This window comes from Demequina aurantiaca (assembly GCF_050598105.1).
Taxonomy (GTDB): Bacteria; Actinomycetota; Actinomycetes; order Actinomycetales; family Demequinaceae; genus Demequina; species Demequina aurantiaca_A.
Map to the genome: position 1 here is coordinate 88,943 of NZ_CP192436.1, position 24,994 is coordinate 113,936.

General features: G+C 66.5%; 19 protein-coding genes and 1 pseudogene. 13 read left to right on the forward strand and 7 right to left on the reverse strand.

What is annotated here, in order from left to right; genetic code table 11:
* The first annotated feature begins 1 nt into the window (after window position 1).
* The 6 genes from ACQU6B_RS00385 (at window position 2) to ACQU6B_RS00410 (ending at window position 4,486) form a co-directional block, all read left to right on the forward strand.
* Window positions 2-826, forward strand: coding sequence for a PP2C family protein-serine/threonine phosphatase (locus ACQU6B_RS00385; RefSeq protein ID WP_430868074.1), 825 nt, complete (start codon window positions 2-4; stop codon window positions 824-826).
* A complete protein-coding gene (locus tag ACQU6B_RS00390) occupies window positions 823-1,554 on the forward strand; it encodes a hypothetical protein (protein WP_430868075.1) in 732 nt (243 codons plus the stop codon). The genes ACQU6B_RS00385 and ACQU6B_RS00390 overlap by 4 nt, the downstream gene beginning before the upstream one ends.
* A 44-nt stretch (window positions 1,555-1,598) precedes the next feature.
* Window positions 1,599-2,264, forward strand: coding sequence for a hypothetical protein (locus tag ACQU6B_RS00395; RefSeq protein ID WP_430869253.1), 666 nt, complete (start codon window positions 1,599-1,601; stop codon window positions 2,262-2,264).
* A gap of 99 nt (window positions 2,265-2,363) precedes the next feature.
* Window positions 2,364-3,488 carry a glycine cleavage system aminomethyltransferase GcvT gene (gene gcvT / locus ACQU6B_RS00400; protein WP_430868076.1) on the forward strand — a complete coding sequence of 375 codons (1,125 nt, stop codon included), beginning with the start codon at window positions 2,364-2,366 and terminating at the stop codon, window positions 3,486-3,488.
* A gap of 86 nt (window positions 3,489-3,574) precedes the next feature.
* Entirely contained in the window at window positions 3,575-3,958 is a 384-nt protein-coding gene (gcvH, locus tag ACQU6B_RS00405; protein WP_430868077.1) for a glycine cleavage system protein GcvH, read from the forward strand.
* A 9-nt stretch (window positions 3,959-3,967) separates the two neighbouring features.
* A complete protein-coding gene (locus ACQU6B_RS00410) occupies window positions 3,968-4,486 on the forward strand; it encodes a (deoxy)nucleoside triphosphate pyrophosphohydrolase (protein WP_430868078.1) in 519 nt (172 codons plus the stop codon).
* 13 nt (window positions 4,487-4,499) lie between these two features.
* Here the strand turns inward: ACQU6B_RS00410 and ACQU6B_RS00415 are convergent, their stop codons facing one another.
* Complete coding sequence (locus ACQU6B_RS00415) at window positions 4,500-5,069, reverse strand: DNA-3-methyladenine glycosylase I (protein ID WP_430868079.1); 570 nt, start codon at window positions 5,067-5,069, stop codon at window positions 4,500-4,502.
* Between the two features lie 139 nt (window positions 5,070-5,208).
* Between ACQU6B_RS00415 and ACQU6B_RS00420 the strand changes: the two genes are divergently transcribed.
* Complete coding sequence (locus ACQU6B_RS00420; RefSeq protein WP_430868080.1) at window positions 5,209-6,093, forward strand: methylenetetrahydrofolate reductase; 885 nt, start codon at window positions 5,209-5,211, stop codon at window positions 6,091-6,093.
* A 50-nt stretch (window positions 6,094-6,143) separates the two neighbouring features.
* Here the strand turns inward: ACQU6B_RS00420 and ACQU6B_RS00425 are convergent, their stop codons facing one another.
* The gene (locus ACQU6B_RS00425; protein ID WP_430868081.1) at window positions 6,144-6,320 is read right to left on the reverse strand and encodes a hypothetical protein; all 177 of its coding nucleotides are present in this window, start codon (window positions 6,318-6,320) and stop codon (window positions 6,144-6,146) included.
* Between the two features lie 196 nt (window positions 6,321-6,516).
* Between ACQU6B_RS00425 and ACQU6B_RS00430 the strand changes: the two genes are divergently transcribed.
* From ACQU6B_RS00430 to ACQU6B_RS00445, 4 genes are all read left to right on the forward strand, one after another.
* Entirely contained in the window at window positions 6,517-6,936 is a 420-nt protein-coding gene (locus tag ACQU6B_RS00430) for an OsmC family protein (protein ID WP_430868082.1), read from the forward strand.
* 191 nt (window positions 6,937-7,127) lie between these two features.
* A complete protein-coding gene (metE, locus tag ACQU6B_RS00435; RefSeq protein ID WP_430868083.1) occupies window positions 7,128-9,455 on the forward strand; it encodes a 5-methyltetrahydropteroyltriglutamate--homocysteine S-methyltransferase in 2,328 nt (775 codons plus the stop codon).
* Between the two features lie 170 nt (window positions 9,456-9,625).
* On the forward strand, window positions 9,626-10,033 hold the full coding sequence (locus tag ACQU6B_RS00440; RefSeq protein ID WP_430868084.1) for a hypothetical protein: 408 nt from the start codon (window positions 9,626-9,628) through the stop codon (window positions 10,031-10,033).
* Between the two features lie 332 nt (window positions 10,034-10,365).
* Window positions 10,366-10,914 carry a hypothetical protein gene (locus tag ACQU6B_RS00445; RefSeq protein WP_430868085.1) on the forward strand — a complete coding sequence of 183 codons (549 nt, stop codon included), beginning with the start codon at window positions 10,366-10,368 and terminating at the stop codon, window positions 10,912-10,914.
* A gap of 28 nt (window positions 10,915-10,942) precedes the next feature.
* Here ACQU6B_RS00445 and ACQU6B_RS00450 read toward each other — a convergent pair whose 3' ends face one another.
* Complete coding sequence (locus ACQU6B_RS00450) at window positions 10,943-11,242, reverse strand: hypothetical protein (RefSeq protein ID WP_430868086.1); 300 nt, start codon at window positions 11,240-11,242, stop codon at window positions 10,943-10,945.
* Between the two features lie 303 nt (window positions 11,243-11,545).
* Here ACQU6B_RS00450 and ACQU6B_RS00455 point away from each other — a divergent pair.
* A pseudogene (locus ACQU6B_RS00455) lies at window positions 11,546-12,031 on the forward strand (5-methyltetrahydropteroyltriglutamate--homocysteine S-methyltransferase); the annotation flags it as partial.
* A 60-nt stretch (window positions 12,032-12,091) separates the two neighbouring features.
* Here the strand turns inward: ACQU6B_RS00455 and ACQU6B_RS00460 are convergent.
* Window positions 12,092-12,595, reverse strand: coding sequence for a GNAT family N-acetyltransferase (locus ACQU6B_RS00460; RefSeq protein ID WP_430868087.1), 504 nt, complete (start codon window positions 12,593-12,595; stop codon window positions 12,092-12,094).
* A gap of 56 nt (window positions 12,596-12,651) precedes the next feature.
* On the opposite strand from ACQU6B_RS00460, the gene ACQU6B_RS00465 reads away from it, so the two are divergent.
* Window positions 12,652-13,185, forward strand: a complete 534-nt coding sequence (locus tag ACQU6B_RS00465) for a hypothetical protein (protein ID WP_430868088.1) — start codon at window positions 12,652-12,654, stop codon at window positions 13,183-13,185.
* An 83-nt stretch (window positions 13,186-13,268) separates the two neighbouring features.
* On the opposite strand, the gene ACQU6B_RS00470 is transcribed toward ACQU6B_RS00465, so the two are convergent.
* The 3 genes from ACQU6B_RS00470 to ACQU6B_RS00480 all read right to left on the reverse strand — a co-directional run bounded on the left by ACQU6B_RS00470 (window position 13,269) and on the right by ACQU6B_RS00480 (window position 24,981).
* Window positions 13,269-13,664, reverse strand: coding sequence for a hypothetical protein (locus ACQU6B_RS00470; RefSeq protein WP_430868089.1), 396 nt, complete (start codon window positions 13,662-13,664; stop codon window positions 13,269-13,271).
* Window positions 13,665-13,737: 73 nt separating this feature from the next.
* The gene (locus ACQU6B_RS00475) at window positions 13,738-16,707 is read right to left on the reverse strand and encodes a fibronectin type III domain-containing protein (protein ID WP_430868090.1); all 2,970 of its coding nucleotides are present in this window, start codon (window positions 16,705-16,707) and stop codon (window positions 13,738-13,740) included.
* A 105-nt stretch (window positions 16,708-16,812) separates the two neighbouring features.
* The gene (locus ACQU6B_RS00480; RefSeq protein WP_430869254.1) at window positions 16,813-24,981 is read right to left on the reverse strand and encodes a hypothetical protein; all 8,169 of its coding nucleotides are present in this window, start codon (window positions 24,979-24,981) and stop codon (window positions 16,813-16,815) included.
* Between the last annotated feature and the right edge of the window lie 13 nt (window positions 24,982-24,994).

The following is a 24,994-nucleotide window of genomic DNA, read 5'->3' on the forward strand; positions in this document are numbered from 1 at the left end:
CGTGACGGAGTCCGCTTGGTGCGTCGGCGCGGGTGCGACCGCGACGGGGCAGCGCAAGGCGAATGAGGACGCCTTCATCGCCGAGGCGCCGGTCTACGTCGTGTCGGACGGCATGGGTGGGCATCTGGCGGGTGCCGCCGCCAGCGCCGCGGTCGTCGAGGCATTCGGCGCGCTGCGCGGATCGTCATCAGTGGTTCCTGAGGACGTGACCGATGCGGTGCATCGGGCTCGATTCGGCGTTGCGGAGGTATCGGCGCGCGTGGGCGGCGAGTCGGGCGCGACGCTGACCGGCGCGGTCGCGGTGACTCACGACGGTCACCCGTGGTGGTTCGTCGTCAACGTTGGCGACTCGCGCGTGTACGCGCTGGACGGCGGGGTGCTGAGGCAGGTCACCGTGGACCACTCGCGCGTGCAGGAGCTCGTGGACGCGGGCAGGATCACCCCCGAACAGGCGTTGGTCCACCCGGAACGCAACATCATCACCCGGGCTATCGGGGACGAGATCCCCGGGTGCGACGCCTGGCTGGTCCCCGCACGTCCGGGCACGCGCCTCATCGTCGCGAGCGACGGGCTCATGAAGGCGCTGAACGACGCGCAGATTGCGAGCATCGCCGCCCTGGCTGGTGGCCCGGGGGATGCCGCGCGCAGGCTTGTCGACGCCGCAATCTACGCGGGTGCCGCGGACAACGTCACCGCGGTGGTGGCCGACGCGATGAATGCCACCACTCCCGTTCAGGCGGAGGCGAACCCGTGGCGGCGCTGGCCGGAGGACGAGCCTCACGAGCACGACACCACGGTGACCAAGCGGCGCAGGGGCGAGTCGTGACGACGGGGAGCCCCGAGGACTTTGCCGCGGAGGCAGAGCCCGACGAGACCACCAGGCTGTCCTCGCGCAACGCGGGTGCTGAGCCCGACTCGTCTCCGGAGCCGGACGACGCCACTCAGTTGGCGACTCGGCGGCGGACCCCGGCGGAAGCTCCGGATGACGCGGACGACGACGTGCACGATGACGCGACCGTACTGGCGACTCGGCGACAGGCAGCGGTCGATCCCGACCCGGACGTGACCCAAATGGCGTCGCGACGCAGGGAGACTGCCCCTGGGGTGCACCACAACAACGACGTCTCCGAGCGCGACGTGGTCACCGCCGTGCCGCGCGACTTCACCTCGTTGACCACGGACCCGGACGCCACCCGCGCCGCGCACCCGCCCTTCGACGCGGGCAACCGCATCCCCGTCGCGTTTCCGCCAGGCGAGTCGCCGGCCGCGATGCATGCCCGCGAGGGCGGGTTCGGGGCTCGCACCGAGGCCTACCGCCCGCGGGAGATGCCCACCCCGCTGCCGCTGGCGCCGCAGGCTTTCGAGGAGCAGCTAGACGCGCCGCGTGCCGCGCCGAGCGCAACGGCAATGCTGATGCCCATCGACGCGCAGCGCCGGCGCGAGGCCGCGCATCGAGCCGCGGTAACCAAAGCCGTCGCCGTAGGCATCGGCGTGCTGGTGCTCGGCACGGCTGCCGTGATCGGGATCATCGTCTTGCTAGGGGGCCTGCTGTGACCGCATCGGAACTGTCGATCGAGTTCGGGGACGTGGTGCACCAGATGGACGCCGGCGACACCGTGACCATGGGTCGCGCCGCGGATCTCGTGGTCGATGACAACCCTTACCTGCACCGCCAACTCCTGCAGGTGTCCGCGGAGTCGGGCGTGTGGTGGGTGGCCAACATCGGGCAGAGCATCCCGGTCTCCGTCGCCACGGATCAGGGCGAGTTCCAGGCGCTGCTCGGCCCCGGCGCGCGGCTGCCGCTGGTGTTCCCGCGCCTGCGCCTGATGTTCACGGCCGGCCCCACCACCTACGAGGTCGTCATCGCCTGCCGGGGGTCGCTGCTCAGCCCCGCCGACCCGTCCGACGCGGTGGCGGGGGATGCCACTCGGGTGCCCCTCGCGCTGACGGAGAGTCAGAAGTTGCTGGTGGTCGCGCTCGCGGAGCCGATGCTGCTGAACTCCGGCCACGGCCTCACCTCGGTCCCGACCTCCGCGGTCGCGGCAGAGCGGCTGGGTTGGCCCGTCACCACGTTCAATCGCAAGCTCGATGCGGTGTGCGAGAAGCTCGACCGCGGAGGCGTCGAGGGGCTGCGCGGCGGCGCGGGAAACCTTGCCTCGCTGCGCAAGGCTCGCCTGGTGGAGTACGCCGTACTCGCGCGGCTCGTCTCCGCTGCCGACCTCGAACTCCTTGACCGCGTGGGCGAGCGCGACGCGCCCCACTAGCCCGAGCATCGGCCGGTTGACGCCGGAGTTGGCGGACGTTTGTGTCCGTAGCGGGGCGTACGTGTCGCTACGCGTGCCCGCGTCCCGTAGGTTGGTTGTGTGACTACCTTGCGCTCTCCTCTTCATGACGAACACGTGGCGCTCGAGGCCACCCTGGTCGACTTCGCCGGATGGCAGATGCCGGTCAGGTACTCCGGCGATATCGCGGAGCACACGGCCGTTCGCACCGCCGCTGGGCTGTTCGACCTGTCCCACATGGGCGAGCTCGCGGTGCGGGGCCCCGACGCCGCGGACTTCCTGGACTACGCGCTCGCTGGTCGCGTCAGTGCGGTCAAGCTCTGGGGCGCCAAGTACACGATGCTGTGCAACGAGGCGGGCGGCGTGATCGACGACCTGGTGATCTACCGGCGCGACTGGGATCACTTCTTCATTGTCGCGAACGCTTCAAACAAGGACCGCGTCGTGACCGAGCTGCGCGCGCGGTTGGGCTCCTACGACGCGACCGTCGAGGACGTATCCCACGAGATCGCGCTGATCGCGGTGCAGGGGCCGCTCTCTGCGCAGATCACGGGTGCCATGTGCGAATTGGGCGCGGACGACATCGAGGCGATGAAGTACTACTCCGGTTCGAACGTGCTGATTGAGGGCGGGATCCACGCCTTCGCCGCGCGCACCGGGTACACGGGCGAGGACGGCTTCGAGCTGTTCGTGGCCGCGGACCAGGCCAGCGCCGTTTGGCAGCTCGCCCTGGACCGCGGGACGGCGCTCGGCATGATTCCCGCGGGGCTGTCGTCTCGCGACAGCCTCCGCCTCGAGGCAGGTATGCCTCTGTACGGTCAGGAATTGAACGAGAGCACCACGCCCTTCGAGGCCGGGCTGGGCCGCATCATCGCCTTCGGGACTGAGGCCAACCCGCGCGGGGACTTTGTCGGTCGTGAGGCGCTCGCCGCGGCCAAGGAGGCCGGAGTGGCTAGGCAGCTGGTGGGTTTGGTGGGCGCCGGGCGGCGGTCCGCGCGCACCGGCTATCCGGTGACCGATGCCGAGGGCAACCAAGTGGGCGTCGTGACGTCCGGGGTGCCGTCGCCGACTCTGGGTCAGCCCATCGCGATGGCCTACGTGCCGGTCTCCATGGCGGAGCCCGGGACGGTTGTTGGCATCGACGTGCGCGGTCGACGCGAGGAAATGACTGTGACCGCGCTACCGTTTTATAAGCGCGAGAGCTAGCGACTCACGCCGCCGCGAGATCAGTCTCAGTTTGCAACGCACCATTAACCCGCAGGTCAACGCGACACCCGAAAGGTCCACCAGTCATGGCGAACATCCCCGATGAACTGCAGTATTCCGCCGAGCACGAATGGGTCTCCGGAGACCCCGCGGTTGGCGCGGTCGTCACCGTCGGCATTACGGCCCACGCGGCCGATGCGCTCGGAGACATCGTCTACGCCGAGCCGCCCGCGGTCGGCGACACCGTCACCGCCGGCCAGGTGTGCGGCGAACTGGAATCCACCAAGGCCGTGAGCGAACTGTTCTCTCCCGTGACCGGCAAGGTGACGGAGATCAACGACGCGCTCGAGTCCGCCCCGGAGTCCATCAACGCGGACGCCTACGGCGCCGGCTGGATCTTCAAGGTAGAGCTGTCTGCGGAGCCCACGGAACTCATGGGTTCCGAGGCGTACTCCGCGCTGACCTCTTAGTCAGTGCCGGTGCAGTCAGTCCCCGCCGCGAAGCTGGTAGTCGCGGCCGCCATCACCGACGACTTGGGCGTTCCGCGACTCCTGTTTGCCGCGCGGCGCACCTCACCGCCCGAGTACGCGGGCCTGTGGGAGTTCCCCGGCGGCAAGGTCGAGCCGGGGGAATCCCCCGAGGACGCCCTGCGGCGCGAGCTGCGCGAGGAGCTGGGGGTCGAGGTTGAGCTCGGCGACGAGGTGCTCGGCCCGGACGACGGGGCGGGGCTGGCCGCGCACTGCGACCAACCGGTGTGGATGATCCGGCCCGCGGACGACGCGCGGGGAGCGCGCCTGGTCATGCGAGTGTGGTGGGCCACCCTCAAGACCGCCGCCGACGGGTCGGCACCGGAACCTAGGCCGCTCGAGGATCATGACGAGTTGCGCTGGCTCGAGCCGGGAGGCTGGCACGACGTCGCCTGGATTCCCGCGGACGAGCGCATCGTGAATGCGTTCCTCGAGGACGCCAAGGCGCGCCACCGACGCGCCTACTGCTAGTTCTGCAACACCACTAGTTCTTCAGCACGATGCACCCGGCGATGTGATCGTCGACCATCCCCACCGCCTGCATCAGCGCGTACATCGTGGTGGGTCCCACGAACACGAAGCCCTCGGCCTTGAGCGCCTTGGTGAGCGCCTTCGACTCGTCGGTGGACGCCGGGACGTCCTCCCACGACGCCGGCGGGTGCGAGCGCGGAGCCGGTGCGTGCGACCAAACCAGGTCGCTCAGCGACCCGCCTCGCTCTCGCAGGGCCACGGTCGCCTGCGCGTTGGTGATCGCGGCCTCGATCTTGCGTCGGTTGCGCACGATGCCGGCGTCCTGCATTAGGCGCTCGACGTCGTCCTCGCCAAAGGCGGCGAGTGCCGGGGGGTCGAAGTCCGCGAACGCGGCGCGAAAGTTGTCGCGCTTGCGCAGAATGGTCACCCACGACAACCCTGACTGGAAGCCCTCGAGGACCATCCTCTCCAGCATCGGCCCGTCGCCGCGGATCTCGTGGCCCCACTCGTGGTCGTGGTAGGCCTCGTAGTCAGCGTCGCCGGCTCCGAAGCAGCGGATCAGGTCGTTCGTCTCGGTGATCATCGCTCTAGTGTCGCGCGATTCGCGCGCGTTTTTCGCGCCGGCCGGCGGGATCGGAGGCCGGCGTAGCTGGACAGCGGTCTGTGGACATCAGTCCTTGGGTTGGCATCGCGGCGCGGACCCCCAGTAGTCTTGCCACGCTATGACGATTCGCGACCTCCTCAACGCCCCAGCGCCCACGCTCAGCTACGAGCTGTTCCCCCCGCGCTCCGAGGCTTCCGCCGCAGCGCTGTGGGAGACCATCGCGCGGCTGGCCCAGACCGACCCCAACTTCGCCTCCATCACGTACGGCGCCTCGGGGGCGACCCGGCACACCAGCAGGGGAGTGGTGGAGCGGTTGGCGGTCGAGCACACCATCCCGCCGCTCGCCCACCTGACCTGCGTCGACCAGTCGCGCGCCGAGGTCACCGCGGTGATCGAGGAGTTCATGGGCGAGGGCGTACTCGACTTCCTCGCGCTGCGCGGCGACCCGCCAGAGGGCCAGCCCAACTGGCAGCCCCACCCCGACGGACTCTTGTATGCGTCCCAGCTGGTGGAACTCATCCGCGAGGTCGCGCAGGCAAACGGAGTCGACAACGTATCCGTCGGCGTGACGGCGTTCCCCGCAGCGCACGCGGCCGAGCAGTGGCGCCAGCAGGGCCTGGATGTGCTGAAGGCCAAGCAGGACGCCGGCGCGGACTTCGCCGTTACTCAGGTGTTCTACGACGCGCAGCAGTGGCGCGCGCTGGACCGGGACGCGAAGGCCGAGGGTATCGGCCTGCCAATTCTGCCGGGGATCATCCCACTGCTGACGGCCACGCGCGCGAATCGCCTCGAGCAGCTCACCGGCGTCGCGGCGCCGGCATCACTGATCAACGCGCTGGACACGGCGGGAGATCCCGCCTCCGCTCTGCGCGTGGGCGTCACCGCAGCCGCGGACCTCGCGAATGAGCTGCTGGAGTCGGGCGCCCCGGGCGTCCACATCTACACGTTCAACAAGCACGAGGCCGCGCTCGCGCTGGTCGACCAGCTGAAGCTGGGCCGCTAGGCAGCAGGATTGCCCGGCAGCCGCTGCGAAGGTCTGGCCGCTTTGAGGGACTAGGCTGCGTCGCTTGCGATGGTGCGAGCCAACTCGCGCCACGCGTTCGCGTCGTTAAAGAGCGCCGCGGCGAAGTCGAAGTTGCGGATCTCCGCGGGGGTGGTGGGCGCCTTGACGCTTGCACCCGGCTTGGGAGACGACTGTCCGGCCTCCTGAGCGGGGCGAAGGACGCTCACGCTACCTGCCGTGCTTACCCGACGGGCGTACCGCGGGGCGCCTGCGTCGGCACCAGCTGCGTATGGGTTGTATCCCTCATCCAGCATTTAATGCCCCCTCAGGTCGCCTTGTCATTTCAACGTAGAGCAATCGCCCTGCGCGAACAATGGGGAGAACTCCCCAGTTTCGCACCGGGCCGCGTGCGATGATTGGCCCATGACTAATGACTCCACGCGCAAGGTGACCATGACCCGCGAGTCCGAGGGCGTCTACGTGGCGACGAACGCCGCGGGCGACTCACTCACGTTCGGCCAGGGTGAAGGAATGCTGTCCCCGGTCGAGCTGATGCTCGCCGCGATCGCTGGCTGCTCGAGCATCGACCTCGACGCGATGACGTCGCGCCGCGTTCAGCCCGACCGTTTCAACGTCACCGCGTCGGCGGACAAGGCCACCCACGACGGCGGGGCGATCCTGGAGAACATCGTGGTCGAGTGGGATCTGCTGTTCCCCGAGGGCGCCGACGGCGACAAGGCCCGTGCCCGGGTGGGCGCCGCACTCAAGAGCTCGCGGGAGAAGACGTGCACCGTGTCGCGCACGGTCGAGGCCGGCGTTCCGGTGGAGTTCCGCGAGGTCTGACGCCCCGGCGTCTGGATTCCAAATATTGGGTGGTGCCCCCGCTAAACGGCGGCACGGTCGTCTCCTAGCACTGCGCCGTTGGCTCACACGCTCCCGACACGCTAGAATCTCGACCACAGCATCGGCGCAACGTACGCGTCGACCAAGCGCAATGGCGAGCCCGCCGCGCACCCGATACCCCTCGAGGAACTATGTCCGAACTCAAGAACGCCTCTGCCCCTGCGACCGCCTTCCCCGGCGGCACCATTCTTGGTTACCCTCGCATCGGCCGAATGCGCGAGCTGAAGAAGGCGCTCGAGTCGTTCTGGAAGGGCGCCTCGACGGCTGCCGACCTTGAGGCGTCCGCCGCCTCGCTCCGCGGCGAGAACCGCACGCGACTCGCAGCGCTCGGCCTTGGCCGCACCGACTCGTCTATCCCGTCGAACTTCTCGTTCTACGACCACGTGCTTGACGCCTGCGTGACCTTTGGCGCCGTGCCCACCCGCTTCAACAACCTGCGTGCGGCCGATGGCTCGGTTGACCTGGCCGGCTACTCCACCATTGCGCGTGGCGTGGGCGACAAGGCGCCGCTCGAGATGACCAAGTGGTTCGACACCAACTACCACTACCTGGTTCCCGAGATCGGCCCCGAGACCGAGTTCCAGCTGAACTCGACCCGCTGGGTCGACGAGTTCGTCGAGGCCAAGAACGACGGCTTCGTGACGCGCCCGGTGATCACCGGCCCGCTCACGTTCCTGTACCTGGCCAAGGCATCGGACGATGCGCCGAGCGGCTACCAGCCGATCGACCGCCTCGACGACCTGCTCGCCATCTACGTTGAGTTGCTGGCGGCCTTCGCGGACGCCGGCGCCGAATGGGTTCAGATCGACGAGCCCATCCTGGTCGCCGACACCGACGCGGACCGCGCCGAGGTCCTGGCCAACGCGACCAAGGTCTACGACGCACTGTCCGGTGCCCAGAACCGCCCCGCGCTGTTCGTGGCCGCACCGTACGCGTCGCTCGACGACGCACTCCCCGTGCTCGCCGCCACGGACGTCGAGGCGATTGGCCTGGACCTGATCCGCGGCTCCGTCCCCGCAAGCGTGGACCTGCGCGGCAAGACCGTTGTCGCGGGAGTCGTGGATGGTCACAACATCTGGCGCACCAACCTGGACGAGGCGCTGGCCAAGGCCGAGGCGCTCGAGTCGCTGGGTGGAACCGTCACCGTCTCGACCTCGACCTCGCTGGTCCACGTGCCTCACACCCTGCAGGGTGAGGAGCACCTGGGTGCCGAGCTCGTGGCCTGGCTCGCCTTCGCCGACGAGAAGATCGGCGAGATCTCCACGCTGGCACAGGCTCGCGCTGCGGGTGAGGGCACCGTCTCCGGTGCACTGTCCGAGGCTCGCACCGCCCTCGCTTCGCGTGCGGCTCACCCCGGTACCAACCGTGCCGACGTTCGCGAGGCTCTCGCCGGAGTGTCCCCCGCGGACTTCCAGCGCAGCGCCTACTCGGTTCGCGAGGCGGCACAGGCTGACCGCTTCAACCTGCCCGAGCTGGCCACCACCACGATCGGCTCGTTCCCGCAGACCCCCGAGATCCGCAAGGCTCGCGCCGCGTGGGCCAAGGGCGAGCTCGACGACGCCGGCTACGAGGCGGCGATGAAGGCCGAGATCGCTGCGGTCGTGAAGCTTCAGGAGGACCTGGGACTCGACGTCCTGGTTCACGGCGAGGCGGAGCGCAACGACATGGTGCAGTACTTCGCGGAGCTCCTCGAGGGCTTCGACGTCACCAAGAACGGCTGGGTGCAGTCCTACGGATCTCGTTGCACGCGCCCGTCGATCCTCTGGGGCGACGTCGCGCGTCCCGAGCCGATGACCGTGCGCTGGGCCGAGTACGCGCAGTCGCTGTCTTCCAAGCCGGTCAAGGGCATGCTTACCGGTCCCGTCACCATCCTGGCGTGGTCTTTCGTCCGCGACGACCAGCCGCTGGCCACCACCGCCAACCAGGTGGGCCTGGCCCTGCGCCAGGAGATCGCCGACCTCGAGGCTGCCGGAATCGGCATCATCCAGGTGGACGAGCCCGCTCTGCGCGAGCTGCTTCCCCTGAAGAAGGCCGACCAGCGCTCGTATCTGGACTGGTCCGTGAACTCGTTCCTGCTGTCCACGGCCGGAGCTAAGGACGACACCCAGGTCCACACGCACCTGTGCTACTCCGAGTTCGGCGAGATCATCGACGCGATCGACGGCCTCGACGCCGACGTGACCTCGATCGAGGCAGCCCGCTCGCGCATGGAGGTGCTCCCGGCCATCAAGCAGCACGGCTACGAGCGCCAGATTGGACCGGGCGTGTGGGACATCCACTCTCCCCGTGTGCCGTCGATCCAGGAAGTCACCGAGCTGCTGCAGCTGGCCAAGGACTCCATCCCCGGCAAGCAGCTGTGGGTCAACCCCGACTGCGGCCTCAAGACCCGCGGCTACGCCGAGACCAACGAGTCGCTCGAGCACATGCTCGAGGCGACCAAGGCTGTGCGCTCCGCGTAACCGACAGATTCGCTAGACACGGCGGCTCGGTTCCCCTTTGGGGAGCCGGGCCGTTCTGCGTTGCGCGCTCCAATGGGCTCGCGTTGACAGGCCAAAGTAGGGCAAATAGCCTCGAAACGAAGTTCCAAAAGGAACTGCTCCAACAAGACCCTAGGGGGAACTGTATGCGGATGAGAAGCAAGGCCAAGCCTGGACCAAGGGTTGTGTCCGTCGTGTCGTTGGCTGCTGTGATGGGACTGGTCTGTATCCCAGTCGCCATTGCTGACGATTCACCCAACGAAGCCATTGCAACCGGGGCCGAGAGCCGCGATAACCGGTCTACTGGCAAAAACGAGATCCTCTCGTTCGCTCACCCAACTACGCTTTCAGCTGCGGTCGTGATCGCTAAAGATGAGGGCGTCGACGCCATCGGATACCGACAGACTCAGCCAGGAATTGAAGGAGAGTTCTACCCTTCGGCCACCTACTCAAGTGCGGACTATCACGATGACTTCAGCGCGTATACAGGCACCTCGCCCGCGATAGTGGGAATTATCTTTTCTCCCCGGGCACGCCTCGTTCTGGCACTAACATTTTAGACGCTAACGGAAACGGGGACTTTGCCCAGCGCCTGTACGAGGCTTCGAAAGCTCTACCTGAGATCTCGCCATCTCCGCTGGACCCGCCGAAAGGTTCACTGACCGCAGATGAACTTCAAAAGGCAGTAATCTCAAGCAAAGCACAAGCTCCTACTGGGAATTCGCGGTCTTCATATTCCGCTCCTCCTGAAGAGTGGGCACCAAGTAACACGCAAATAGCTGCTGTCGAGGACTACAACGGCAATGCCGTCGTGCTGATGACGAGTAGCTGGACTGGCGACACATTTACAGGCTCACGGACCACGGCGATGCCTTCGGATTGGGGGATCGAGATGGAAGTCTCGCTGTTCAATGACGATCTCCAGGGGTCACATCCAGGGTGTCCGACCAACGAGGTGGAAGAGTTCTGGGGGATTCATGACGTAAATTCATGGACCGTGATGGTACCGGGAGACACTCTCGGCCTGAAGGACTACGGAGCCTATATCGACTGGGCGGACGCCAGCGACCCATGTTCACGCAATGCACTCGCGATCGGTATCGGGTACCCCCATAATCTTCCCGTCACCTCGGGCTACGACACAATTCAGACGCTCATTGTCACGCCACGCGGTACGGCGGAGACAAGCACAATGAGCTCGTATTACCAGGCAGTTTCGAATGATTGCAACAATCTCTCTCAAGATCCACACACGAGTTGCATGGATCTCAATACGTTTAGAGGTTTTCCTGGGCCAGGTGGCAAAGCACTCCTAGCGCTGAACAAGAGCCGCGGCTGGACTGCGCCCAACTGCATCTTCACCCAACAGGAAACAAACAGCATGGCTGCGCAGGTCACTCAGCAACCAAACCTAGTTTCCAACGGGTGCTGGTCAGAGTAGTGAGCCGCGCCGCGGTGGTAGCGCTGAACTATCGCCGCGGCGTCCCGTGGCTTCGTCTCGCTCCGATCGCCAAAGTGAAGAGCGCAAGCGAGGAGATGTAGCAGGCAGCGACACCGGCGAGGTGCATTGCCTGCACGCGCGACACCCAAAGAACCTCACCGCTCCTGTCGTGGTACCTGCAGTTCACGTAACCACCCATCAGTACCGCGTCTGCTGTCAGGAAACGGTAGGCGGTTTCTGGACTCATTCCCATAAGTGCCGCGTCGTCTGGGGAGTCGGCGTACTCCAAGCACGCAAGTTTCGCTCCGTCGGCGGAGTAGATCTTCATACCTGTTGCGGTACTCGGTAGTAGCGCAAGCGCTATCGCCACGATCAACGCACACCATGCACTCAGGCTTGGCTGCTTTGATAGAAAGTGCATTTGGCCTCCCGTTCTCGAATTCCCAACTCTACGTCGGATGACGGCTGCGGTTCTTTGGGACACACGATGTGGGTGCTCGACCGCTTCTATGCTCACTTGCGCAGCATGGTTGGGGCTACAGACTCGGGAAGAGGGACTGCTGAACGCAGAGACACACGCGTGGCCGGCCCGATTGGCCCCCGACTCTTTGCCACCCGAGCGGGCCACAGCATTGGCATAATCCAGGTGGACGAGCCCGCGCTGCGCGAGCTGCTTCCCCTGAAGAAGGCCGACCAGCGCTCGTACCTGGACTGGTCCGTGAACTCGTTCCTGCTGTCCACGGCCGGAGCTAAGGACGACACCCAGGTCCACACGCACCTGTGCTATTCGGAGTTCGGCGAGATCATCGACGCGATCGACGGCCTCGACGCCGACGTGACCTCGATCGAGGCAGCCCGCTCGCGCATGGAGGTGCTCCCGGCCATTAAGCAGCACGGCTACGAGCGCCAGATCGGCCCCGGCGTGTGGGACATTCACTCGCCTCGCGTGCCGTCGATCCAGGAAGTCACCGAGCTGCTGCAGCTGGCCAAGGACTCCATCCCCGGCAAGCAGCTGTGGGTCAACCCCGACTGCGGCCTCAAGACCCGCGGCTACGCCGAGACCGACGAGTCGCTCGAGCACATGCTCGAGGCGACCAAGGCTGTGCGCTCCGCGTAACCGACAGATTCGCTAGACACAACGGCCCGGTTCCCCTTTGGGGAGCCGGGCCGTTGTGCGTTACGACGTGATCTCGTGGCTCAACGGTAGCTGCCAGTGGCCCACGTCGATCCATTGATCGAACTTGCGACCTACCTCGGTGAAGGTGCCCGCGAACGTGAAGCCAAGCCGCTCGTGAAGCGCAACCGACGCATCGTTCGGAAGGGCGACGAGGGAGAGCGCTAGGTGCACTGGAAGTTCACGCAGCCTCGCGAGCAACTCGCGGTAGAGCGCGCCACCCACCCCTCGGCCCTGAATTCCGTGACGCAGGTAGATCGACACCTCCACAGAGTGCACGTAAGCTGCGCGCGGGCGGTACGGAGACGCATAAGCGAAGCCCACCACCTCGCCGTCCTCCTCCGTTACCAGCCACGGCAGGTTCAACTCCTGCACCGATGTGATGCGTCGCGCGATCTCCTCTGCGGGTACCGGATCCAGCTCGAACGTGATCACGGTTTCACGGACGTAGTAGTCGTAGAGGGCAGCGATGGCGACGGCATCAGCCGGGGTTGCGTTGCGAATCATGGGTCTATTGTCTACCCAGATACCGCTACTCCAGATGCGCGCGCTACCGTTGCCCTATGAAGAAGTTAATCGCGCTCGCCTTGGTCGTCCCGCTGCTGCTGGCGGGGTGCTCGTCGAGCCCCTCGGCGCGCGGGCCAGGAATGGGAGGGGACCCCTTTGCCGACCAGAGCCCGGTGGGCAATTCCACGGGCGCGGGCGTTCCTGACGGGGTGGTTGACTGCGCCGCGATCTCGCAGCAGAACCTGCTGGACTTCAGCTACGGGGTGCAGGCGTTGTCGCAGCTCAATGACCAGGCCGCCGTGGACGCGATCAACGACGGCAGCGTTCCGTTCGACACCGACGGTTTCACGGATTCCCTGGTCCAGTTGCATGCGCTCGACGGCTACGCGGAGTCTCCCTACGGCGACCCGATTGCCGCGCTGAAGTACTACGAGGACGTGAACGCCGCCGCATCGAACCTGCTGGCGTACGGAACGCCCGTCCCCGAGGGGGAGTTCACCGCGTACACGAAGCTCACGGGCGGCTCCGCGCAGGTGCTGAGCGAGCAGGCCGCGATCGGCGCGAGCTACAACGCAAACTGCGCGGGCTAGCGGCACGCGGCTGCATCGTCGAGCGGTGGCCGAGCAGTCGCCGAGCGGTCGCCGAGCCGGGGTCGCGCTCCTAGCCGGTCCCGCTAGCCGTCGCCGGCGCCGCCGGTGCAGGTCTGGCTCGCGGCCACGAAGTCGTCGATCTGCGCGGTGAGGCCGTCGACGTCAATCTCGTTGGCCAGGGTATTCAGTTGCGCCGTCGACTCGAGCAACGACGCGATGTCCAGGTCCCGGGCGGCCGTGATGGTGTCCTGTACGGCAGTCACCACCTCGTCCTGCATGTCAGCCAGCGCGCCGCTCGACTGAACGACATCCCCCGCGACCCCGAGCGCATCCTGGCAGTCCTGGGAAAGCATGGAGATCGGGTCTGGAGTGGCGGTGATCACGATGGGCGCGGGCGTCTCGGTGACGGTTACGGTATCCGCCGAGGCGGAGCACCCCGCCAGTGCCACGACGGATGCAACGATGAGCCAAGCTCGCATTTGTGCTCCTCAGATGAGTTCCGTTTGACGCCATCATCGCGGTTCTAAGTGAGGTGGCACGCCTTGGTTCAGCCTACGACACGCGGCCCGTCCGCGCACCTAGCGCCAGTCCCAGGCCGGCGAGCGCGAGCAGCGTGGCGACGAGTGCGTAAGAAACGATGTCAGAGCCGGTGTCGCTGAGGTCGCCACCCGGATCTGCGGCGGCGGCACCGTCGGAGGGAGCAGCGGGGGTACCGGGAGCAGCGGGGGTACCGGGAGCAGCGGTCGGCGTGGCCGTCGCGACATTCGACGCGGCGCCGGTGCCGATGGGGTTCTCGGCGCTGACGCGGAACTCGTAGGTGGTGCCGTTGGTGAGTCCCGTCACCGTTGCTGAGGTTGCGGCTGAGGTGCCGTCCGCGAACGTCATCCAGGTGCCGTCGGTCTCCCGGTATTCGATGACGTAGTCGGTGACGGTGGACCCGCCGTCGAAGGCGGGGGCGTCCCAGGTGAGATCGGCCTCGTTGCCGCCAGCCGCCGCGGTGAGCGCGGCGGGGGAGGCGGGCAACGTGACGGGCGTGGCCGTCGCGACATTCGACGCGGCGCCGATGCCGGTGGTGTTCTCGGCGCTGACGCGGAACTCGTAGGTGGTGCCGTTGGTGAGTCCGGTCACCGTTGCTGAGGTCGCGGCTGAGGTGCCGTCCGCGAATGTGGCCCACGTCCCACCGGTCTCCCGGTATTCGATGACGTAGTCGGTGACGGCCGACCCGCCGTCGAAGGCCGGGGTATCCCAGGTGAGATCGGTCTTGCCGTTGCCGGCATCCACCGCCAAGTTTTCAGGTGCGTCAGGGACAGAGCGGAACTCGATCACGCTCACGGTGTCGCCCGTGGTGTTGGTGACGTAGGCGGTGGTGCCGTCGGGGCTGACCGCCACACCGAACGGGCCTTCTCCGACGGTGAGGGTGGCGGTGACGGTGTTGGTCGCGGTGTCGATCACACTGACGGTGTCGTCACTGAGGTTGGTGACGTAGGCGGTGGTGCCGTCGGGGCTGACCGCCACACCGAACGGGGTGATTCCAACGGCGATCGTGTGGGTCACGGTGGTGGTGGCTGTGTCGATCACGCTGACCGAGCTGTCCGATAAGTTGACGACGTAGGCGGTGGTGCCGTCGGGGCTGATGGCCACACCGTACGGGCGGTTTCCGACGGTGAGGGTGGCGGTGACGGTGTTGGTCGCGGTGTCGATCACGCTGACGGTGTCGTCCGTGGTGTTGGTGACGTAGGAGGTGGTGCCGTCGGGACTGACCGCCACACCGAACGGGCCGGCTCCGACGGCGATGGTGGCGGTAACGGTGGAGGTCGCGGTGTCGATCACGCTGACGCTGTCGTCAATGGCGTTGGTGACGTAGGCGGTGGTGCCGTCGGGACTGAAGGCCACGCCGTACGGGGAGCTTCCGACGGTGATCGTGTGGGTCACGGTGGTGGTGGCTGTGTCGATCACGCTGACGTTGTCGTCATTGAGGTTGGTGACGTAGGCGGTGGTGCCGTCGGGACTGAAGGCCACGCCGTACGGGGAGCTTCCGACGGTGATGGTGGCGGTGACGGTGTTGGTCGCGGTGTCGATCACGCCGACGTTGTCGCTATTCACGTTGGCGACGTAGGCGGTGGTGCCGTCGGGACTGAAGGCCACGCCGTACGGGCGGTCTCCGACGGTGATGGTGTCCATGACGGTGTTGGGCGAGCGGGCGTCGAGCGGGGTGCCGGTCGCAGAGGCCGAGGAGAGACTGTCACCCTGGGCGTTTGTGGCGGTGACGCTCACGGTGTAATCGGTGCCGTTGGCGAGGTTGCCGATGCTACGGCCGGTGGTGTTGCCACCGGCGGGGTAATCGACGACGGCGGCGCCGTCGGACACGGAGACCGTGTACCCGGTGATGGAGTTGCCTCCGTCATCCGCCGGGGCGGCCCAGGTGACGAACAGTGAGGACTCGCCCGCCGAGGCCGACACGGCCGTCGGGGCGCCAGGCACCGAACGGAACTCGAGAACGCTGACGGTGTCGTCATCGTTGTTGGTGACGTAGGCGGTGGTGCCGTTGGGGCTGACTGCCACACCGAACGGGTAGTCGCCTACGGTGATGGTGGCGGTGACGGTGTCGGTCGCGGTGTCGATCACGCTGACGGTGTCGTCATCGTTGTTGGTGACGTAGGCGGTGGTGCTGTCGGGGCTGACCGCCACACCTTGCGGGCTGTCGCCTACGGGGATGGTGTGGGTGACGGTGTTGGTGGCGGTGTTGATCACGCTGACGGTGTCGCCCCACTGGTTGGCGACATAGGCGGTGGTGCCGTTGGGGCTGACTGCCACACCGTCCGGGCCGTCGCCTACGGCGATGTTGGCGGTGACGGTGTTGGTCGCGGTGTTGATCACGCTGACGGTGTCGTCAAAGTGGTTGGTGACGTAGGCGGTGGTGCTGTCGGGGCTGACCGCGACACCTCGCGGGCGGTTTTCTACGGGGATGGTGTGGGTGACGGTGTTGGTCGCGGTGTTGATCACGCTGACGGTGTCGCCCCACTGGTTGGCGATATAGGCGGTGGTGCCGTCGGGGCTGACCGCCACGCCTGACGGGCGGTCTTCTACGGGGATGGTGTGGGTGGCGGTGTTGGTCGCGGTGTTGATCACGCTGACGGTGTCGTCACCGCTGTTGGTGACGTAGGCGGTGGTGCCGTCGGGGCTGACCGCCACGCCGTACGGGTAGTCGCCTACGGTGATGGTGTCGGTGACGGTGTTGGTGGCGGTGTTGATCACGCTGACGGTGTCGTCACCGCTGTTGGTGACGTAGGCGGTGGTGCCGTTGGGGCTGACCGCCACGCCGTACGGGTAGTCGCCTATGGTGATGGTGTCGGTGACGGTGTTGACGGGCGCTGCCATGGCGGGCGCAGCGACTGCCACCAGCATCGCGATGGCCACAAGGGCGGCCGCCCGTGCGCGCTGAGTGACGCCAACCGCAAGTCGCTGACGCGCGCCGCTCGGCAAGTGGAAACGGGCAGGGAACGTCCTCAGCGATGTGACCATGACCCGAGCATACGGACTTTAAGGTCCACATATCTACCTGGTAGTAGCAACGTTCCTGCGTGACGTGCGCAACGATTCACCTCAGGACTGGCGGAACTCAGGCAGTCACCCGGAGTGGTGGCGGCGGATCAGCAGCAGCGCGCCACCCGCGCCGAGCAGCCCGAGCATGGCCCACAGCATGCCGGCGGGGCTGATGCCCGTCATGGCGAGTATCTGCGCGGGCGTGAGGACCACGCCTAGCGAAGCATCGTCGCTGAGCGACTGTGTTGGGGTTGCCGGCGAATACGGGTCGGTCCAGGTGACGGTCGCGACATTGGTGGTGACTCGCGGCCCGCCTTCGTCGAGAGTCTGCGCGGTGATCAGCACGTCAGGCGCGGTCTGGCCGTAGCCGAACCAGCCGTCCAGCTCGCAGGTCACGACACCGCCGAACCCGTCTGAGTCGGTGCCGGTGACGGTGCACTCGCGCCAGTTCGCGACGGTCGGGTCCGTGGACAACTCGGGAGAGACGTCGGTGACCCTGAGGTTGCTGGCGATCGGGTCGGTGAGCACGACGCCGTCGGTCGCTCCGTAGCCCGTGTTGGTGACCGCGAGGGTGTACGTCACGGACTCTCCGCGAATCGCTGTGCTGCTGTCGATGCTCTTGTCGATGTCGAGAAGCACCGGGCGAGGGGTTTCGCAGCCGGGGGTCTCGGATGACATCGGCGGGAAGTCGTGGACCACGGTGGTCTGGGCGTTGACCGTGACGGTCACGAGAGCGCCTTCCCGGAGTGGGTAGGTCGCCAGCGTGGGATCGGCGATCTGGTTCTGCCACACCGGAGTCTCCCCGGCTTCAACCGTGCGCCATCCGGGCCACGCGATGCCCACGCCGTTCTGGTCGACAGCCGCACCGGGCCACAGCACGCTGCCGGTCTGCTCTCCGGCCGCGGTCGGGTCGTTGAGCGTCTGGACGGAGATGGCGGGGCCGTCGGCAACCTGATCGCCGTCGGTGTCCGCGTACCAAGTCAGCGTGACGGGCAGGCCGCTGGCCGAGTTGTGCGCGTCCAGGGTGTAGTCCATGACGGGGACGTCCGCACGGCAGATGGACTCACCGGAGAAGTCGATCCACAGCGCGTTCACATCGGCCGTGTCCGAGTTAGAGCCGTCGACGTTGGTCGGGTGCTCGTCGTCGCTCGCTACGGTCGCGGTGTTGGGAATCTGGTCCTTGGAGATGTCCGTGGACACCCGGACATCGAACGTGATGGCGGTGGCGGCAGCGCCGGCCGCCAGGGTGTCGAGCTCGCACGTCAGGGTCCCGCCGAATCCGTCGCCGTCCGCGCCGGTGAGTTCACACGCCCAGTCGGCGCCCCCGATGTCTGCGGGGTCGGTGACTAGCGCGAGATCTTCGTCGAGGACGTCGATCACGGTCACGTCGTCGGCGTAGGCCGCGGCATCGGCGTTGAGGACCTGGAGCGTATACGCGAAGACCTCGTCGCCCTTTACTACTGGCTCGCTTGCGGACTTGGTGATCTCCAGGTCCGGGCTAGCGACGGTGACCTGGTCGGTCGCCTGGTTGTCCTCGCTGGAGGTCTCGTCCGTGGAGGTAGTGACGTCGGCCACGTTAGTCACCGTGGGGACGGCGTCCGTCGTCAGCTCCAGCACCACATCTACGGATGCGGTGCTGTTGGAGGCGCCCGCGGGGAGTGGATCGTCCAGCGTCAGGGTGAGGATGCCGCCGGCGTCGGGCCCGGTCGCGGTCCAGCCGTCGGCATTCTCGAGACCTACATAAGTGGTGCCGGCGGGGATCGCGTCCGTGATGACGACGTCGCTCGCGTCGGCGTTGCCGGAGTTGGTCACCGTCAACGTGAAGGTGACCTCGTCGCCTACGCGGTAGACCACGTCGGAGTCGTGAGTCTTGGCCAACTGCACGTTGGTCTGGACGAACGGGTCGGTCTGGATGGTGTCCGTGTTGTTGTCAGGGTGGACGTCCTCCGTATCGGAGCCGACCGTCGCCGAGTTTTCGACGGTGCCGGTCACGTCGGAGTCGACCGTCACGTCGAACTCGAGCCACGTGGAGTCGTCCGCCACGAGGGTGCCTAAACCGCTCGTGAGTTCGCAGTTGACCAGTTGCGCATCTCCGCTGTCCTCGAGGCAGACCCAGGTGTCACCGGAGCTCGACGTCACCCCGCCGGCGTAGGAAAGCCCGGTGGGGAGAGTGTCCTGGACAACCACGCCCAGGGCATCCGACGGACCGTTGTTCGTGACGGTGAGGCGGTAGCGGCCCGAGCCACCCGCGACTAGGTCGATCGGCGCGTCGTCCGCGTCCAAGGCGATCGACTTGACGATGCCGAGGTCGGCCTCGCTGTCGACGCCGCCAGTGGTCGCGAAGTCAGTGTTGTTGTCGGTATCGGGGTCCTCGGTGGTGGGGAACACCGTGGCGGAATTGGTCACATTGGTAGTGGTGCTGCTCTTGACGATCGCGTCGAGCGTCAGCGCGGGCAGGTCGTCGCCGACCCCCAGCGGGGTGGCGGAGGTCCATGTGCAGGAGAACGTGCCCGTCAACAGGTCGACGGCGTCACACAGCCAGTCCGTTCCGCTTCCGGACACGGTGTCCCATTCCACCGTGGTGGGCAGGGTGTCGGTGATGGTGATGGGGGAGCGCGACACTGACGGACCGTTGTTGGTGACGTCGAGCTGCCATTCAATCTGCTCGCCGGCGACGTAGCCGGTCGAGGTCGCGTTCTTGGTGAGTTCGAGGTCGGCGAGCACCTCGATGGTGTCCTCGTCGGTGTCGCAGTTGTTGTCCGTCACTGTCTCGAAGGTGCGCGAGTCGGCACAGGCAGTGTTCGTGGCGCTGTCGCCCTGGGACGCGTCGTCTGCGAACGTCACCGTGATGTCGACCGACAGTGAGTCGCCCGCGGCGAGCGGGTCCGCCCCGTCGTACGTCAGCGTCAGCAGGCCCGCGACGGGCCCGGTGACGGTCCACTCGTCCTCGTCCACGATGCTCTCAAAGGTGACTCCTGCGGGGAGGGTGTCCTGGATCACGATAGGACCGACCGCGGGATCGCTACCCTCGGCGTTGGTGACCGTCACTGTCCACGTGTGTTCCGCTCCCGCGACTGGATCCGTGTCGGGGTCGTGCGACTTCTGGACCGAGAGGTCCGCGCGGTGGATCGAAACAGCGGCTTCCGCGTCGTCGACAAACGTCCCGGCGGCGTTGGCGGGGGCGTCGGACGTGTCGTCCATCGTCAGAGTGGCCGAGTTGGTGTGCGAGATGCCGGCGCCGGTATTGGTCGCGTCCCAGTCGTAGGTTTCGCTCGGAACGGCCTGGTAGGTGATGGTGGTGGTGGCGCCCGCCGCGATGTCGTCGAGTGTCGACCAGGTGAGGGTCTGGCTCGTGACGTCGGGGTCGAGGTCGTCGCCCGGGGTGATGACCGCGGAACCGGCCACATAGGCGAAGCCCGCGGGGAGCACGTCCTCGAGCGTCACGTTGGTGCCCGTGCCGTTGCCCTCGTTCTTGAGTTCGAGAGTGAACGTGTGCGCCTCGCCGATGTAGGCGACGGCGCCGGTGGGAGCTTTGGTCACGACGGGGCCGGGAAACAGCGGGGTGACCACGGCATCGGCCTTGGGGTCCTCGGTGTACTCGCGACGTTCGTCATTGCCGGCGGGAAGCGAGTAATACGTCGGCACGTCGGCGTTGTTGGTGAGCGCCGCATCGGCCAGGTTGATCGAGGCCGCGAAGGTGCCCTCGTACGTCAGCTCCTTGGGGGTCCCATTGGCGACCACGGGAAGGGTCCACTCGATAGTGCCGCCCCCGGTGACGGGGTCGCTGCCGGTAATCGAGCCGCCATCGGAGATGGAGCTGACCTTCACCCCGGTGGGGACTGCGTCCTTGACGGTCACCGAGTGTGCGTCCGAGTCGCCGGAGTTCGTCACCGTGAGCTTGTAGCTGAAGGGCGTACCGGGTTCGACGGTGTCGCTGTCCTCGTCATTGACCGATTTGGCGATCTCGATGGCGGGCTCCACCACGGTGACTACCGCGTCGGCATCGTCGGTCTGCAGGTCATGGGGGTAGCCGGCGTCCTCGGGCTGGGTGTCCAGCACGCTCGTGCTGTTCCAGACGCCGTTGGCGGTGTTGGTGAGGATGTCGCCCGCCTCGTTGACAGGAGTCTCGTCGCTCAGCTCGTCGTTGAGTACGGTGCCCCTGTACTTCACGGTGATCGTGCGCTCCAGCGGGTCGGCCAGGACGTCGCCCATCCACCAGCCGTGCAGGGTGCCTGATGGTGTCAGTGCGGTCCCGGGAGCCTCAAGCGTGCTCAGGCAGTCGGAGACATCCGCGTACTCGCACGTGAAGGTCACGTCGTCGATGCTCATGCCTGCGGGCACGTCGTCGATGATCGCTGCGTCGTAGAAGTTGACGTCTGCCGGGATGTCCAAGGTGAGCGTGTAGTACCGAGCCTCGCCGATGGTCGCGGTGTCTTCGTCGACGGTCTTGGTCAGGCTCTCGCCCAACACCATGACTGTCGCGTCGTCGTCGCGGGTGTACTCCCTACGGCCTGCGCCAGCCGGAGCGGGAACGGCGTCGTCCACCTTCAGGGAGTAACCGGTGATGGTGGCGGTGTTGACGTATTCCTCGCCACCCGCGGCATCCGTGCCGACGCTTGCGGTGTACTTCAGCGTTGGGTTGAGTTCCGTCTCGGCGTCGCCCTCGAGATCACCGATGGTCCAGGTGATGAGGGTGCCTTCGCAGCCGCCGGGCGCGGGGTTGGGGTCGACGACTACGCCGGTCAGTGGCTCACTCACCGTCACGTTAGCGAGGCCCGTGGGTACACAGTCGGTGACCACGGTGTCGAACGAGGTGGGGCGGCCCTCGGTGTTGTTTGCCGTGAGGGTGTACTCCACGGTCTGGCCTGCCGTCACAGTCTCCTGGTCAACCGTCTTGGTGACGGCGGGATCGGGCTCGATGAGGCGCACGTTCGCGTTGTCGGAAAGGCTGGAGAATCCCGTGCCCGCGAACGTTGCCGTGTCTCGACGGGCAGTACCCGGGGAGTGCGTCCAGTCCGAAGTTGACTCGATCGCTGCCTCAAGGGTCACCTCGAACACCTGGGCGTTCGCCGTGGCGTTGGTGTATTCGGCAGGGAAGGTCAACGTGCCGTTGGAGACGTCGAGCGTGAACCCAGCCGGAAGAGCGCCGCCATCGAGTGTTGCCGTCGCCGGGTTGTTGGTGCCGATCGACCAATTTCCGGAACCGACGAATGCGTCACTCAAGGTCGCGCCAAAGACGGAGGTGTGCGCCGGAATGGTGACGGCGTACGTGAAGGTGGCGTACTCGCCGGGCACAACCTCGTTGAGTTTATTGTTGTCTGCCTCGGGACTCGTGCGTTCCTTAATGATGCTCGGGCTAGGCAGGAAGACGTCCGAGTCGTCGCGCGTGCCGGCGCCGTCGGTGTTGGGGGTGACGGCCGGGTCCGCATTGAGCGATCCCGCGGGAATGTACTCCTGCGTCTCGGTCGTGGACGAGTTGATGCCGGCTGAATAGTTGATGATTGAGGCGGTGTTCTCGAGCGCCGTACCCACCGACGTGGGCGTGGGTATCGTGACGACGTAGTTCAGCGTCGCGCCGCCCACGGGAACAGTCGTACCGGTCCACACGATGACGGAACGGGTCTTGTCCGCGGTGGACAGTCCGCTCGGGTAGCCGGGCTGGCCGGAGTCGCTCGGGTCGTACACGACGGCCCCTGTGTAATCACTGACGTCAGCCTTGCTAATACCGACGGGGAGCAGGTCCCACACGGTAACGTTCGAGACCTCGAAGGGCGCGCCGGATAGGTCGACGCGGTACGTGACCTCCTCGCCTTCCGTGACTTCGATGCCGTCTCGGTTGGACCCAAACACGGTTCCGTCCCCGTTGTCCTCGGACTGCGCGTCGCGGGTGGATGTCGTGGCCCCCACGACCGGCTCGATGGACTGCACGCCCTTGACGAGTTGGAGTTCCGGGGTGACCTCGATGGCCGCTTCGTCTCGCAGGAAGAAGAGGTCTCCATCCACGTTTTCCTGGCGGTACTTCATGAGGTTGGCGGCCTTGTCGAGCTCCTCGCCGTTCGAGGGTTCGACGACGGTTGCCCACACGTGCGCGACGAAGACGGCGCCGCGTTCGACGTAGAGGTCGCCGTCGGCGCCAGCCGTGCCAAGTTCCCACGAGAAGCGGCTGGTGGTGGCCGTCGAGGAGGCGATGACCGCGGTGCTCTCGGCGGTGATCGCCTGTCCGACGTAGCTGAGCCCGGCCGGCAGGAAATCCGCGGCGATCGGATTGCGCGCGTCGATGCTTGAGGGGAAGTTGACACGCAGCTCGAAGCAGACGGTGTCGCCCATCCGGAAGTCGGGTTCGGCGGGTGCCCCTTCGAGGATCTCGGGGAATGTGCCGGCGGTGCAGGGGTCGACTCCAGCACCTAGGTCCGTTTGAACCTCGTCGCGCGGCATCACGCGCTTGCTGATGGTCGTGTGGTCGGTGCTGAGAGTAGAGGCAGAGTCGTCAGTGACCAGCAGCGGGTCTATGTAGCTGGGATCCAATGCCGGAGAGGTGGACGCCAGCGCCGCGACCCCGTTGGTGGTGCCCGTGATCTCCACCTCGTTGGTGAAGCCGTCGCCGGAAGTGGTGGGGTTCAGGTCGCCGCCGGTGACGTAGGAGTCCCGGTTAAGTGCCTGGTAGGTGAGGCTGAGTTGCGAGTTCGCGGCGAGCGCCCCTGAGGTCGGGATAAGGACCAAGGTGTGACTGCCGTCGGGGTTGGCGGTCGCCGAGTCAATCGCGCCGTTGGTCACCGATCCGGGTGCGTCGCACCCGGATCCCGAGCCCGAGGGCAGTAGCGGGCACAGCCCGTTGGGGATGGTGTCGGTCAGCACAATCTCGGACGCATCCATGTACTCGCTGGTGCGCATTGTCAGCGTGTAGGTGGTGACCTCGCCAACCTCGAAGATGGCGTCCGCGGGCGACGTGATCGACTTCACCACGGCGAGATCCATCGCGGTGACCGTGTTGCTTCCGCTCGCGGAGATGTCACGAGAGGTACCGGAGGACACCGGGCCGTCGAAGGTCGAGGTCGCGACCGCCACGTTGGTCAGGCCGTAACCGTCCTGGGGGGTCGACTCGCCGCCTTGGCGGGTGGAGGCACCCGAGTTGTTATCCAGATTCGAGGCCTGCTGCCCAGTGGCATCAGGGGTATAGGACGAACCGTCGCCGTCCAGAAACTCCATGGTGTTCTCGCTGAGCGGGATGCCGGCGGCGTAGCTAACCGTGCGCTCCGCGGACCCGGCAAGCGTGCCAAGGTCCCACTGGACGCGGGTGTACACACTGCCTTCGTCCAGGCCGTGATCCGCGGCGAGGGTGGCATCCGCGACGATGGTCGTAACGCTGGCGGGCACGTCACAGTCTGCGGGCACTGCGGCAGTGCCCGCGAGGGACGGTGCGCCGTCGTATTCGGGGTCGTAGGCCTCGGACGAGCCGGTGGCAGGCAACGAATTGTCGACTTCGCCGCAGCCCAGGAACTCTAGCCCCGCGGGGAGGTAGTCGACGAGCACGGTGTCGTTGTTCGGACCCTCGCTGGTGTTGCGCACGGTGATCGAGTACACCGTCGTCTGGTCGTGGACGCCACGGAGCAACTCGGACTCTGGGCTGGGCTCGGACTTGGTCACTTCAAGCGAAATAAGGTCGGTCGTGAAGGGCGCGGGGGTGGCGAGGACGGTCGCGTCCTGCGCGCCCTGTCCGCCAGAGCCGGTGGATCCGCCAAAGACCGGCAGATACGTCGGGTCGCCGCTCAGGGCGGCGTTGCCGGTTACCGTGAAACTCGATCCCACGGGGAACGTGACGGGATTGGGCGACACTGTGACGGTGTCGGAGAACACGCCAGTCGCGGGCAGATCCGAGACGTCTTCCCAAACCCAACGCACGGTGCCGGCGGCCAAAGGTGGTGTGATGTCGCTGGCCGAGTCGTAGATGACCGGGGTGCCCATCCCGGAGCTCACGAAGGCGACTCCCACGGGCACGTCCACGTACACCCCGAGGTTGAAGCCATCGTCGGAAGCGCTGGGGTTGCTAGCGCTGACGGTGAAGGTGGAGGTCTCTCCGGCCAGTAGTTCGTCGGCCCCAGTGATCTCGACGGCAACGCTCGGGCTGGCCGCCGCGGCCGGACCCGCCGCCACTGTGGCGGTGAGGGTCATCGCGACGAGAGCCGCGATCAAAAGGCTGGATCCCCAACGGAGGGTTCGGGTTTGGCTGTAGAGAGCGGCACCGCCCATTGTCATCTTCACGTTGTGG